This is a genomic window from Halopseudomonas sp., assembly GCF_038130085.1.
Lineage (GTDB): Bacteria > Pseudomonadota > Gammaproteobacteria > Pseudomonadales > Pseudomonadaceae > Halopseudomonas.
In genome coordinates this window covers 44410-56525 of the sequence record NZ_JAYPMU010000010.1, presented here as the reverse complement: position 1 = coordinate 56525, position 12116 = coordinate 44410, and the positions used below count along the sequence as shown (strand labels likewise).

Below are 12116 nucleotides of genomic sequence, written 5' to 3'. Positions count from 1 at the left end.
CTTGGCGCGTTACTTCTTGGCGGTTTCCAGCGTTTTGGTAATCGCCGCGACCGCAGAACCGATGTTGCTCAGCTCGGCAGGCAGGATCATGGTGTTGTTGGTCTGCGCCAGCTTGCCGAACTCTTTCACATACTGCTCAGCAACGCGCAGCGAAACAGCCTCCTGACCACCCTGGGTGTTGATCGCCTCGGCAACCCGACGCAGACCTTCTGCCGTGGCGGTGGCAATCAGCTCAATCTCGCGGGCCTTACCTTCAGCCTCGTTGATCTGGCGCATCTTGTCGGCTTCGGACAGGTTAATGGTTTCCTGCTTCTGACCTTCGGAGATGTTGATCTTGGCTTCCCGCTCACCTTCGGACTGCGCTACCACGGCACGACGTTCCCGCTCGGCGCGCATCTGCTTTTCCAGCGCGTCGAGAATGGTTGCCGGCAGTTCGATGTCGGCAATCTCGTAGCGCAGCACCTTCACGCCCCAGGGCTTGGCCGCTTCGTCCAGCGCCTCAACCACCTGCACGTTAATGGTTTCGCGCTCTTCAAAGGTCTTATCCAGATCGATTTTGCCGACTACGGAACGCAGGGTAGTCTGGGCCAACTGGATTGATGCATAGCGGTAATCATTGATGCCGTAACTGGCCAGTTTCGGATCGACTACCTGCAGGTAGATGACGCCGTCGACAACCACCTGAATGTTGTCCTTGGTCACGCACGCCTGACTCGGCACGTTAATGGCCTCTTCCTTCAGCGTGTGCTTGTAGGCCACCCGGTCAATAAACGGGATCAGGATGTGGAAACCAGCTTCGAGGGTCTTGGCGTACTTACCCAGACGCTCAACGATGAAGGCCGAACGCTGCGGCACGATACGCGCGGTTTTGGTGAGGGTGATGATGACCAACACCAGAAAACCAAGGGAAAGCATTGTTGCAACTTCCATATGAAACACTCCGTTGTCCTAAGAAATCAGTTGGTATCAGGGCTAGTGGCACTGACCCGCAGCACAATCCCCGCATGGTCTGTTACCCAAGCCGAGTCGCCTGTTTTTAGCGGATCATTTGACTCCGCGTCCCACTTGGCGCCGTTTAGCTGCACATGACCGACGCCATCGACGAAGTCGGTCAGTACCTTGACGCGCACGCCCAGAAGGCCCGCGTCATCCTGATCCTTGGCGGCCAGATCCGCCTCGCTACCGCGTAGCCAACGCTGGAACCGACGGCGCAACAACCACAGCGCCGCGATGCTCGACAGCGCAAACACCGTCACCTGCGCGGGCAGCGAGTCGATCACGCCGACCAGCGTCAGCAGCCCCACCAGCAAGGCGCCGATACCAAAAAAAGCCGCGATCAAACCGGGGACAAAAAACTCCGAGGCCAGCAGCAGCAAGCCCAGCAACAACCAGAAGGCATAACTTTCCAGATAACCCGTCAACATCTGCATTCCCTGCCCTTTTGTTCAGACTGCAGGAAGACTACCAGATGGTTGCCGGCGGCGCGCTGGGAAAAACGCGACAGCGTTAGCGGGTACGCAAACTGGCACCCTGATCTCAGTCTGGTACCCTGAGGGCACCGTCGACAGGGAGTTGCCCATGCCAAATCGCCTTATCGCACGCCTGCTGCTGTGCTTGCTGTTGTTCACTCCGCTGGCTGATGCCAACCAGCCCGAGCCCCACATGCAGCCCACGCTGCGTGTGGGCATCACCGAAGTGCCACCCTTCGTCATCGCCGACGGCAGCGGGGGTTGGGAAGGCATCAGCATCGACCTCTGGCGCGCTATCGCCGAGCGTCAGGGCTGGGCATTTGAATGGCAACCGATGGGCTTCTCCGAACTACTGCAGGCCGTCGAGGCCGGCAATGTGGATGTCGCCGTTGGCGCCCTGACCATGACCGCAGAACGCGAACTGCTCTTCGACTTCAGCCACCCGTTCTATCAAACCGGCCTATCCATCGGCGTCGCCCGGGCGCCCAAGACCGGACTGCTGCAGAGCCTCAAAGCGTTGTTCAGCTGGGGCTTTCTCAGCGTCATCGGCGGTCTGGCGCTGTTGCTGCTCGGCGTCGGCTTCGCGCTGTGGCTGGTTGAGCGCCGCCGCAACCCGGAGCAATTCGGCGGGACCGCAGCACAGGGCATCGGCGCCAGTTTCTGGTGGGCCGCCGTCACCATGACGACCGTCGGCTACGGCGACAAGGCGCCGGTGACCTTCGCTGGCCGATTGGTCGCCCTGATCTGGATGTTCGCCGGTTTGATCATGGTCGCCAGCTTCACCGCCGCAATCACCAGCGCCCTCACCGTCAGCAATCTGCAGTACCAGATCCGCGGCCCGCAGGACCTGCCGGGCAGCACAGTGGCCACCATCGACGGCACCGCCAGCGCCCGCTACCTCAGCGAGGAGCGGATTGTCGGACAAGGGTTTACCAACCTGACCGACGCCATGCGCTCGGTCACCGCCGGAGAGACCGATGCGGTGGTCTACGACCGGCCGTTGCTGCAGTACCGCAATCAGCAACTTGGCCGCGAGCGCCTGGATCTGCTGCCCGCAGTCTTCGATCAGCAGCTCTATGCCCTGGCCGTGCCGACCGGAAGTAGCCTGCGCGACGACCTGAACGAGGCGGTACTGCGAGTGACCGAATCGGCCGAATGGCGACTGATTCAACGTGCCTACCTCGGCGAACAGCAGTAGGCCTCTCAAGTTCTGAATTTCCGTTCATCGGATAACAGTTTTGAATGATCCCGCCGCAGAGCCTGTGACTAATCAGTCACAGGTGGCGCCCGCGGGCAGCAGCATCATTCTGTGCACCAGCCGCTACTTTTGCCCACATACGCTGACTATGCTCAGCGAGCCCGGACATCCAGTGATGTACGGCGACGACACATAAAAGAACAACAAGGAGTTTCGTCATGTCGCGCAAGACCCGCTTGAGTCTTGCCTGCGGACTGATTGCCGCCTTCGGCGTCAGCACCCAGGCCCACGCGTTCTGGTTCGGTTCATCCGGCTACACCAAAACCAAATACCCCATCGTTCTAACCCACGGCATGCTCGGCTTCGACAGCCTGCTCGGGGTCGACTACTGGTACGGCATCCCCAGTGCGCTGCGCAAGGATGGCGCCACGGTCTATGTCACTGAAGTCAGCCAGCTCGACACCTCAGAAGCCCGCGGCGAACAGTTGCTGGAACAGGTTGAGGAGATTGTCGCTATCAGTGGCAAGGGCCGGGTCAACCTGATCGGTCACAGCCATGGCGGCCCGACCGTGCGCTACGTCGCCGCCGTACGTCCGGATCTGGTCGCCTCGGTCACCAGCGTGGGCGCCCCGCACAAGGGCTCGGCAACCGCCGACTTCCTGCGTCAGGTACCGGAGGACTCTGCCGGTGAGGCGCTGCTGGCGGGCATCGTCAACGGTCTCGGCGCGTTGATCAACTTCCTCTCCGGCAGCAGCTCAGACAGCCCTCAGAACGCGCTTGGCTCACTCGAGTCGCTGAACAGCGAAGGGGCAGCGCGGTTTAACGCCAAGTTCCCGCAGGGCCTTCCAGCCACCGCCTGTGGTGAGGGTGACTACGTTGTGAACAACGTCCGCTACTACTCCTGGAGCGGTACCAGCCCACTGACCAACGCTCTGGATGTCTCCGATCTGTTGCTCGGTGCCTCTTCACTGACCTTCGGCGGCGAAGCCAACGACGGCCTGGTTGGCCGCTGCAGCTCGCACCTGGGTATGGTGATTCGGGATAACTACCGAATGAATCATCTGGACGAGGTTAACCAGACCCTGGGGCTGACCAGCCTGTTCGAGACGGACCCGGTCACGGTCTATCGCCAGCAGGCCAATCGCCTGAAGAACGCGGGCCTGTAAGCGCACGGGCCGCCGGCCTCGCGGCGGCCCTCTTCCCTGATCTGCCCGAGTACTGCATGAAAGCGCTGATCTATCTTCCGTTACTCGCCGCCGCGCTGCTGCTCGGCTGGCAGCTGCGACATGAACCGCAGCAACAGGCGTCTGGAACCGCCAACGCCAACACTGCCTCAGCCCCCATTCAGGCCGCGCCCGACGCATTTACCACTCTGCTGCGGACCGCACCTGAACCTGCGCCTGCACCGCAGGCCGCGTCACTGCGCGGGACCGAGGTCGACGGTCGGCTGCAGAGCAATGCCGACGGCAGCCTGCTGATCAGCGATCAGCTGCGCCATCTGTTCGATTACTACCTGAGCACCGCTGGCGAACAGTCGCATGCGCAGATCAATGCTCAAGTGCAGGCGCTTATCACTGCCAGCCTGCAGGAGCCAGCCCGCGGTCAGGCGCTCGATCTCTTCCAGCGCTACCTCGACTACCAGCAGCAACTGGTGCAGTTGGAGCAGGACTTCCCCGCGGCCGCCGATCTGGACGCCCTCTGGGCCCGTCAAGAGGCGGTACAACGCCTGCGCGCCGGACTGTTCAGCAGTGAAGAGCACCGGGCCTTCTTCGCTGGCGAAGAGCTGTACAACCGCTTCACCCTTGAGCGCCTGAGCATCCTGCGCAACCCGGACCTCAGCGACGCGGATAAGGCCTATGAGGTGGAAGCGCTGCGCGAACGTCTGCCCGAGGACATGCAGGCGCTGCTGGTACCGCAGATCCATCAGGATCTGCGCGAGCAGACCAATGCGCTTCGCGAACAAGGCGCTGACGCGGCGGAGGTACGCGCGCTGCGGCTGTCGCTGGTCGGCCCCGAAGCCACCGACCGGCTGGAGGCGCTGGATCAGCAGCGGGCGGCCTGGCAGCAACGGCTAAGTGCCTTCAATCGCGAGCGCGAAGCCATCCTCAACCAGCCCGGACTGGCCGACAGCGACCGCGCCAATGCGATACAAGCTCTGCTCGAGGAGCGCTTCGACCGCAGCGAGCAACTGCGAATCAGCGCACTTGAGGCTCGGCAACCCACCCGGTAACCCGCCATACTGAAAGCCCATTGCCGGAGATGCCGATGATCCGCCCAATAGTGCTACTGACCCTGCTGAGTAGCGCGGCCCATGCCGCGCCCAGCTACAGCCCTGCCGACATCAGCCAGTGGCCGGAGCGCAGCTTCACCGAACCGACCCGCTACCGGCTGGACAGCAAAGCCGATCAGCCGCTGCTGCGCGCCGATTGCAGCAACGGCCAAGCCAGCGCCCGCTACCTTGAGCAGTCGGTTGACCTGCAAAAGACGCCGATACTGCGCTGGTCCTGGACCATCAGCAAACCGTTCAGCCAACTCGACGAGACCAGCAAGCAGGGCGACGACTATCCGGTACGCCTGTACGTGGTCAAGGACGGCGGCCTGCTGCCTTGGCGCACGCTGGCGGTGAACTACATCTGGTCATCCAGCCAGCCGATAGGCAGCCAGTGGCCGAATGCCTATACCAGCAACGCGCAGATGCTGGCAGTCAGCAGCGGGGCACCCGGCGCCACCACGCTAGTGCAGCTGGAACGGAATGTGCGGGAGGATTTCCAGCGCCTGCACGGACAGACGCTGGATGAGATCGACGGGTTGGCGATCATGACCGACTGCGACAACAGCGGTCAGAGCGTTACCGGCTGGTACGGCAGCATCGAGTGGCTGCCGGCTACTTCTTCGTCCACTGACCGTTAACCTGGATGTACTGACCGCGCGGAGTGCGATCAATGGCCTTCTGACCGGCGATCAGCTCGACGTCACTCAGCGAGATGCCGTTATCACGGGCGACCTTCTGGTACTCGGCCTTGCGCGCCGCATTGATCTGCTGCGCGACCTCGGCAGCGTTGCCCGACGCCCGTACCACACCCAGATAACCATTGGACTGCTCGCCCAGCAGCCCTGCTTCCTTGGCCGTCGGCAGCGCCGACATCGCCTCGTTCAGGCTCAGCGCCCAGGCTGAACCGCTGCCCATCAGCAACGCCAGCAGGCAACAGGTCAGATATATCGTCTTACGCATGGTCTCGTTCCTTTTGCCGAGTCAAAACAGACCGCTGGATTCGTCAAAGACGTCGTCCAGCTGGCGGTCTACCTTGACGTAGATTTCGTGCTCGATCTTCACATTCAGATTGATGTTGATCGGCTCGCTCGGCGCAGCCAGCTGCACCGTGGGTCCGGCACAGGCGGCCAGCAGGCCGGCCATTGCCGCGATCATCAGACCTCGCCTGTACATAGGCGCTCCTCGTCAGGGTTGCTGCACCCGCCGTTTCAGCAGGTACTGCTGCACCCGTTGCTCAATGATGTCGCTGACCTTGCCGCTAAGTTGCAAGCTGGCCAGCAACGCCGGAATGTTCTCTTGCAGGTTGATGTTCAGGTTGACCTGCCGCCCCTGCTGAAACGCGGGATTACTTCCCTGCAGGCGCAGCGCCAACGTCAGATCACCACCTTCGGCCAAATCTACCTGACTGCTCAAGACAGTGTAGTGAAATTCCTCCAGGGCTCCGGCCAGCTCACGCATGCTCGGGTTACTCGCCGCCAGGCGCTGCAGCTTGTCGGACTGGTAACTGAGCACACCGCCGGGGGCACGCGCGGCCACCGCGCCCTGATCAACAATCAGCTGACCGTCTCGCAGCAGCACTGGCAGACGACCATCCAGAGTGCCGCCACCACTGAGCCCCTCTGTTGGGTAGACTTCGAACAGCCGGCCCAGTTCCAGCCCCTGCAGCACCAACTCGGCGCGCTGCTCGGGCTGCGCCAGGTCGAGCACCGTCGGGGTCAGCGCCACCTCACCTCCCAGCAGCGCCAGATCCAGCCGCTTGGCGTCCAGTTTCCCCGCCGCCGGACTGGCTATCGAACCCTGATACTCCAGGCTGGCGCGCAGTGGTCCGGCCGGGATCCCGGCATTCAGCTCGGTCAACTGCAGGTCCGGCAGGACGAGCGAGAAGCGCTCGCCACGAAGCGACGCCTGCAGCGGCGCGGTGAGACCGCTGAACTCGGTACGATCGTAGATACCCTTGAGCCCACTCAACTGCCCCTGCAGCCGAGCATTCAGACCCTTGCCAGCCGCTTCGGCCTGCAGCTGCGCAGTGAGCTGACCGCTGGACAGGCTCAGCAACTCCGGCCAACTGGCCAATGTCTGCTCCAGCGGATTGCCGGCCCGGAAATAGATCGGCGCCAGCGTGCCATTGAGTTTCCAGCGGCCATCGCTGCCCGCATCAAGCTGATGATCGAACTGCAACCCGGAGGCGTTAGTCAGTTGCCCCCGCCACGCCAACGCACCGCCCTGCCAGCGCCAGTCAGCGGAAGCAGACCAGCGCTGAGGCTTTAACTCGGAGTGTTCGATGCGAGTGACCTCGGCAGCCAACTCGCCGGTCGCCGCCAACGACGGGGTATCGCCCAACGGCAGGCTGAGTGCCAGACGGCCCAACTGCACCGTGGTGCTGTGCAGCACAGCCTCGGCGGAAGGCAGCTGCAGTCGCTGCCAAGCGAGCTCGCCAGTGCGACTCAGTTTGACCTCCGCTGAGCCTGCATTGGCCTGTAACTGCAGCGGCAGACGCGCCCTGAGCGCCCGCGCTGACAACTCGGGCAAGTCCAGTCGCGGCAGCTGCAGTTGCACGAGCAGGGCGTCGCTGCTGAGCTGCCAGTCAGTAAACCCCAGCACCTGCAGCGGGCCATCCAACTGGGCGGTACCACCGCCTGGCAAGGCTGCAGAGGCGGACAGCTGCAGCGCCAGCGGCTGCCCCAGCACCAGCTGCTGTTCGCCAGCGGGCTGCACCTGCAGGGCTACCTCCGCTGGCTGCAGGGCCGTCGGCAGGTCTGCCAGTCGCTCCGGTTTCAGATCAAGGCTCAACTGCGCCTGAGGCAGCGCCCAGCGCCCCTGATCACCACTCACTTGCAGGTTCAGCTCGCCGTTCAACCAACCGAGACCCGCGACCAACCAAGGCTCTGGCAGCAGCACATTGGCGCGCAATTCGACCTCACCGCGCAGCCAGTCTTCCACCTCGCTCGGCTGCGCCTGAGGCCGAAACTGCCAGCTCAGGTCAGCCTGAGCGGCGGTCGGTATCTGGTCGAATGGCAGAGCACCCAAGGTCATCCAACGTCCCAGGTAGCCAAACAACCAGGGCGTCTGCGGCCAATGCGGCACCGCCAGACGGCCCTGCCACTCTTGCGTCTGGCGCCACTGGCTGTCGAGCTGCGCCGCGGGTTCGCCGTCGATGGCCAGCGCCGCCTGCAGAACCAACGTCTCAGCGTCCAGCCGCAGCTCCGGTTCAAGACTCAGTTGCTGGCCTTCCAGGTCCAGCAGCAGTTGACTGCGCAGGGTAGTGCCTTCGCCCGCATGCTCGGTAGCCAGCCGCCAGCTGCCAAGCAAGCGGCAGTGGCCTTCGCGGCAGGGCAAGCTCGCGCGGATCTGCGCCACATCGATACGCTCAGGCGCCCAGCGCGCCAGCGAGCGCCAGAGCGCCTCATCGCCGAACACCAGCATGGGCGACTCGGTGGTCTCGGCGGCAGGAGCAGCTGTCGCAGGGAGATTGAAGGTCAGCTGAGCGACCTCAAGGCGCTTGAGGACCGGCCCGGAGCGCCAACCGGGAGCCAGCGCCAGGCGCCGCAGATCATAGGTGCTGCCGTTCTCGCTGACGACCTGCAGCTGCTCCAGCGTCAGCGCACCGCCCTGCCAGCCAAGCCCCGACCACTCCAGCGTGGCAACGCCCAGGCGCTGCAGCTGCTGCACAACGGCGATGCGCCCCAGCAGGCCCGCCAGAATCAGCAACAACACCAATAGCAGGATGATTGAGACGCGTCGACGCATCACACTTGCACTCAGCCGGAACCCGGTCACAGGTTAGCACGCAGGCGGGCCCCGGCGGTTGACCCGAAACGGTGCAACAGTCTCTAATGCCAGCAGGCGGCCATCACCGCCTGCAAGGGAATGACCATCGCGCGCAAGGAATGTTCGCCACCGAGCCTAGCCAATCCGCCGATCCACTCCCTTTTATTCTGCCAAACGACTACAGACAGGAAGGACGCTTCATGGATTGGTATCTCGCTGTACTCAAGCAATACGCCGTATTTCAGGGCCGCGCGCGCCGCAAAGAATACTGGATGTTTGTTCTTTTCAACTTCATCGTCGCATTCGTCCTCGGCTTTATCGATGGCATGCTCGGCACCTTCGTGCTAAGTGGGATCTATGCCCTGGCGGTGCTGATCCCGTCCTTGGCCGTTACCGTGCGTCGTCTGCACGATACTGACCGCAGCGGCTGGTGGATTCTGATCGCGCTGGTTCCGGTGATTGGCATCGCTCTGCTGATCTTCATGTGCCTGGAAGGCACCGCCGGTGAAAACCGCTTCGGCGCCAACCCGAAACAGGACGGCGCCCAGCTGGCCTGATCGATCGACCACCGGCGCGCCCGCGCCGGTGGTCCTACCATTGCATTAACTCCCCCGCTTCGGCAGGCTGAATGCCTGCTCACAACCGATGCGCATCATGCTCACAAGCAACCTGCTCCGTCTCGGCGTTCTGCTACTGGCAGCCGCAATCATCATCGCCTGCGTGATCGCAGCCTGGCGCCCCATGCCCTCCGGCCTGTCCGCCAGCACGCCGCTGCGCCAGGCAGACGACGTAAAACTGCTGTTTGATCAGAGTTGGCAGGACGCGCAGGGCAACAGCCATGTACAGCAGCAAATCATGGATCATATGCTCGCGCTGATCAGCGAAGCCCGCGAGCTGCTGGTGGTCGACATGTTTTTGTTCAACGACTTTGCCGGGACCGACAGCTATCGACCGCTCTCCGCCGAGCTGACCGAGGCGCTGATCAGGGCCCGCCAACAGCATCCGCAGATGCCGGTCATTGTCATCACCGACCCGTTCAACACGCTGTACGGCGGTCTGGCGCCCGAGCACTTCGAGCGACTGCGCGCCGCCGGAGTCGATCTGGTCATGACCGACCTCAGCCAACTGCCGGCGTCCAATCCACTGTGGACCGGCATCTGGACCCTGTGCTGCAGCTATCTGGGCAACAACACCGAAGGCGGCTGGCTGCCGAACCCGGTTGGCCCGGGCAAGGTCACCCTGCGCAGCTATCTGCACCTGCTGAACTTCCGTGCCAACCACCGCAAAACCTTGGTCATCGGCACCGGTAGCGAGTGGAAGGCGCTGGTCACCTCAATGAATCCGCACGACGCCAGCAGCCGTCACGACAACAGCGCGGTCCAGTTCAGCGGTGCGGCCGCGCTCGATCTGTTGCAGACCGAGCGCGCGGTGGCGCTGATGTCCGGTTATCTGCCGGCGTTGAAGTGGCCAGAGGCACCCGCACCTGACCCCGCACCAGCCGACGGCAATCAACTGCAGGTGCTGACCGAAGGCGCCATTGAGCGCGGCCTGCTGCAGTTGATCAACTCAGCGCAGAGCAACGAACAGTTGGACGTTGAGGTGTTTTACCTGTCCTCGCGGCCGATCATCGAAGCGCTGATCGCCGCTCACCAGCGCGGGGTAACGGTGCGCGCGATGCTCGACCCCAATCGCGACGCGTTCGGCCGCGAAAAGAACGGTATTCCCAACCGCCAGGCCGCCTGGGACCTGCACGAGGCCGGTATCCCGGTGCGTTGGTGCGCGACCTTCGGCGAGCAGTGCCATCGCAAGTGGGTACGACTGGAACGGGCCGACGGCAGCGCCGAGCTGATCGCGGGCTCTGCCAACTTCACCCGGCGCAACCTGCACGACCTCAATCTGGAAACCAGCGTGCGACTGGTCAGCCGCCGCGATGATGAACAGATCAGCGCCCAACGCGCCGACTTCGAGCGCGAATGGCAAAACGCCAACGGTGCAATCTACAGCCTGCCCTACGCAGACTTTGCAGATCACAGCCGTTGGCGCTATGTGGTTTACCGCTTTATGGAAGCGAGCGGGCTCTCAACCTTCTGAGCCCACCGCACCGGAGTCGTCATTGCTGCTCGGCAAAACACTCCGCAATGATATCCATCCCGGCCTGCAATTCGACATCGGTCGCAGTCAGCGGCACCAGAATGCGGATCACGTTGCCGTACTGACCACAGGACAGCAGGATCAGACCCTTGTCCCGTGCGGCGGCAACAATACGGCCGGTCAGTTCGGCATCCGGCGCACCGTCAGCGGTAAACAGCTCGCAGGCAACCATCGCGCCCAGACCGCGAACATCACCGATGCGCTTGTCGTCTGCCGCCAGCGCGTTCAGTCGGGCCGTGAGGATCTCGCCCACAGTCCGGCTGCGGGCCAGCAGGTTTTCTTCCTCGAACACATCCATCACCGCCAGCGCAGCAGCGCAGGCCAGCGGGCTGCCAGCGTAGGTGCCGCCAAGACCGCCGGGGGCGATGGCATCCATCACCTCCGCTCGGCCGCACACGCCCGCCACCGGAAAACCACCGGCAATCGACTTGGCGAAGGTGGTCAGATCAGCTGCAACGCCCATCTGCTCCATGGCGAAGAAGGTACCGGTACGGCCAGCGCCGGTCTGCACTTCGTCCGCCACCAGCATGATGCCGTGCTGGTCACAGAGCGCGCGCAGGCGCTGCATGAAGGCCGGGCTGGCAACATAGAAACCACCCTCACCCTGAACCGGCTCGATGACAATGGCGGCGATATCCTGCGGCTGAGCGTCGTTCTTGAAGATCCGCTCGATGCTGGCAAGCGCGTCATCATCGCTGACGCCGTGCAGTGGACACGGGAACTGGGCGCGATACACGCCGCCCGGCATCAGGCCCATACCCGCCGAATAGGGTGCGACCTTGCCGGTCATCGACAGGGTCATCATGGTGCGGCCGTGGTAGCCGCCGGTGAAGGCAATCACTCCGGCGCGACCGGTCGCTGCGCGCGCGATCTTCACCGCGTTTTCCAGCGCCTCGGAGCCGGTGGTCACCAGCAGAGTCTTCTTGGCAAAGTCACCGGGCACCATCTCGTTCAGGCGCTCGCACAGGGCGATATAGGGCTCATACGCCAGCACCTGAAAGCAGGTGTGGGTGAACTGGTCCAGCTGACGACGCACGGCGTCCATCACCTTCGGGTGACGGTGGCCGGTATTGAGTACGGCAATACCGCCGGCAAAGTCGATGTACTGTCGGCCTTCCACATCCCAGACGGTCGCGTTCTCGGCACGCTGCACCACAATCGGATGAATCTGGCTTACACCACGCGCAACAGCGTTCTGCCGCCGCTGCATCAGGGACTCGTTGGTCTTGCTCATAACCGCCTCGCGGAAAAATAGGGG

At 63.1% G+C, this 12116-nt stretch carries 12 protein-coding genes; 6 read left to right on the top strand and 6 right to left on the bottom strand.

All coding sequences use genetic code 11. From position 1 onward, the window contains the following. Positions 1–9 precede the first annotated feature (9 nt). A complete protein-coding gene (locus tag AAFM31_RS09520) occupies positions 10–930 on the bottom strand; it encodes a stomatin-like protein (protein WP_341707684.1) in 921 nt (306 codons plus the stop codon). A 26-nt stretch (positions 931–956) separates the two neighbouring features. After that, complete coding sequence (locus AAFM31_RS09515) at positions 957–1430, bottom strand: NfeD family protein (protein WP_341707683.1); 474 nt, start codon at positions 1428–1430, stop codon at positions 957–959. A 148-nt stretch (positions 1431–1578) separates the two neighbouring features. Here AAFM31_RS09515 and AAFM31_RS09510 point away from each other — a divergent pair, with 148 nt between their 5' ends. From AAFM31_RS09510 to AAFM31_RS09495, 4 genes are all read left to right on the top strand, one after another. Then, complete coding sequence (locus AAFM31_RS09510; protein ID WP_341707682.1) at positions 1579–2667, top strand: transporter substrate-binding domain-containing protein; 1089 nt, start codon at positions 1579–1581, stop codon at positions 2665–2667. A 218-nt stretch (positions 2668–2885) separates the two neighbouring features. Beyond that, positions 2886–3833 carry a triacylglycerol lipase gene (locus tag AAFM31_RS09505; protein ID WP_341707681.1) on the top strand — a complete coding sequence of 316 codons (948 nt, stop codon included), beginning with the start codon at positions 2886–2888 and terminating at the stop codon, positions 3831–3833. Between the two features lie 56 nt (positions 3834–3889). Further along, complete coding sequence (locus AAFM31_RS09500; protein WP_341707680.1) at positions 3890–4897, top strand: lipase secretion chaperone; 1008 nt, start codon at positions 3890–3892, stop codon at positions 4895–4897. A 35-nt stretch (positions 4898–4932) separates the two neighbouring features. Beyond that, positions 4933–5577 carry a DUF3047 domain-containing protein gene (locus AAFM31_RS09495; protein ID WP_341707679.1) on the top strand — a complete coding sequence of 215 codons (645 nt, stop codon included), beginning with the start codon at positions 4933–4935 and terminating at the stop codon, positions 5575–5577. Here AAFM31_RS09495 and AAFM31_RS09490 read toward each other — a convergent pair. Genes AAFM31_RS09490 through AAFM31_RS09480 form a run of 3 tightly spaced genes read right to left on the bottom strand, consistent with a single transcriptional unit; the run spans position 5552 to position 8686 of the window. After that, positions 5552–5899, bottom strand: coding sequence for a DUF1318 domain-containing protein (locus tag AAFM31_RS09490; protein ID WP_341707678.1), 348 nt, complete (start codon positions 5897–5899; stop codon positions 5552–5554). The genes AAFM31_RS09495 and AAFM31_RS09490 overlap by 26 nt on opposite strands. A 21-nt stretch (positions 5900–5920) precedes the next feature. Beyond that, on the bottom strand, positions 5921–6094 hold the full coding sequence (locus AAFM31_RS09485) for a YnbE family lipoprotein (RefSeq protein WP_341707776.1): 174 nt from the start codon (positions 6092–6094) through the stop codon (positions 5921–5923). A gap of 30 nt (positions 6095–6124) precedes the next feature. Beyond that, positions 6125–8686, bottom strand: a complete 2562-nt coding sequence (locus tag AAFM31_RS09480; protein ID WP_341707677.1) for a YdbH domain-containing protein — start codon at positions 8684–8686, stop codon at positions 6125–6127. Positions 8687–8907: 221 nt separating this feature from the next. On the opposite strand from AAFM31_RS09480, the gene AAFM31_RS09475 reads away from it, so the two are divergent. Both AAFM31_RS09475 and AAFM31_RS09470 read left to right on the top strand, forming a co-directional pair. Further along, positions 8908–9264 carry a DUF805 domain-containing protein gene (locus tag AAFM31_RS09475; RefSeq protein WP_341707676.1) on the top strand — a complete coding sequence of 119 codons (357 nt, stop codon included), beginning with the start codon at positions 8908–8910 and terminating at the stop codon, positions 9262–9264. 97 nt (positions 9265–9361) lie between these two features. Next, the gene (locus tag AAFM31_RS09470; RefSeq protein WP_341707675.1) at positions 9362–10798 is read left to right on the top strand and encodes a phospholipase D-like domain-containing protein; all 1437 of its coding nucleotides are present in this window, start codon (positions 9362–9364) and stop codon (positions 10796–10798) included. 19 nt (positions 10799–10817) lie between these two features. On the opposite strand, the gene gabT is transcribed toward AAFM31_RS09470, so the two are convergent. Continuing rightward, positions 10818–12092 carry a 4-aminobutyrate--2-oxoglutarate transaminase gene (gene gabT / locus AAFM31_RS09465; RefSeq protein ID WP_341707674.1) on the bottom strand — a complete coding sequence of 425 codons (1275 nt, stop codon included), beginning with the start codon at positions 12090–12092 and terminating at the stop codon, positions 10818–10820. Positions 12093–12116 lie beyond the last annotated feature (24 nt).

What these genes read in the sequence shown, in the direction of transcription:
- AAFM31_RS09520 (WP_341707684.1), bottom strand. Translation starts at nt 930, where the DNA reads ATGGAAGTTGCAACAATGCTTTCCCTTGGTTTTCTGGTGTTGGTCATC.
- AAFM31_RS09515 (WP_341707683.1), bottom strand. Translation starts at nt 1,430, where the DNA reads ATGCAGATGTTGACGGGTTATCTGGAAAGTTATGCCTTCTGGTTGTTG.
- AAFM31_RS09510 (WP_341707682.1), top strand. Translation starts at nt 1,579, where the DNA reads ATGCCAAATCGCCTTATCGCACGCCTGCTGCTGTGCTTGCTGTTGTTC.
- AAFM31_RS09505 (WP_341707681.1), top strand. Translation starts at nt 2,886, where the DNA reads ATGTCGCGCAAGACCCGCTTGAGTCTTGCCTGCGGACTGATTGCCGCC.
- AAFM31_RS09500 (WP_341707680.1), top strand. Translation starts at nt 3,890, where the DNA reads ATGAAAGCGCTGATCTATCTTCCGTTACTCGCCGCCGCGCTGCTGCTC.
- AAFM31_RS09495 (WP_341707679.1), top strand. Translation starts at nt 4,933, where the DNA reads ATGATCCGCCCAATAGTGCTACTGACCCTGCTGAGTAGCGCGGCCCAT.
- AAFM31_RS09490 (WP_341707678.1), bottom strand. Translation starts at nt 5,899, where the DNA reads ATGCGTAAGACGATATATCTGACCTGTTGCCTGCTGGCGTTGCTGATG.
- AAFM31_RS09485 (WP_341707776.1), bottom strand. Translation starts at nt 6,094, where the DNA reads ATGATCGCGGCAATGGCCGGCCTGCTGGCCGCCTGTGCCGGACCCACG.
- AAFM31_RS09480 (WP_341707677.1), bottom strand. Translation starts at nt 8,686, where the DNA reads ATGCGTCGACGCGTCTCAATCATCCTGCTATTGGTGTTGTTGCTGATT.
- AAFM31_RS09475 (WP_341707676.1), top strand. Translation starts at nt 8,908, where the DNA reads ATGGATTGGTATCTCGCTGTACTCAAGCAATACGCCGTATTTCAGGGC.
- AAFM31_RS09470 (WP_341707675.1), top strand. Translation starts at nt 9,362, where the DNA reads ATGCTCACAAGCAACCTGCTCCGTCTCGGCGTTCTGCTACTGGCAGCC.
- gabT (WP_341707674.1), bottom strand. Translation starts at nt 12,092, where the DNA reads ATGAGCAAGACCAACGAGTCCCTGATGCAGCGGCGGCAGAACGCTGTT.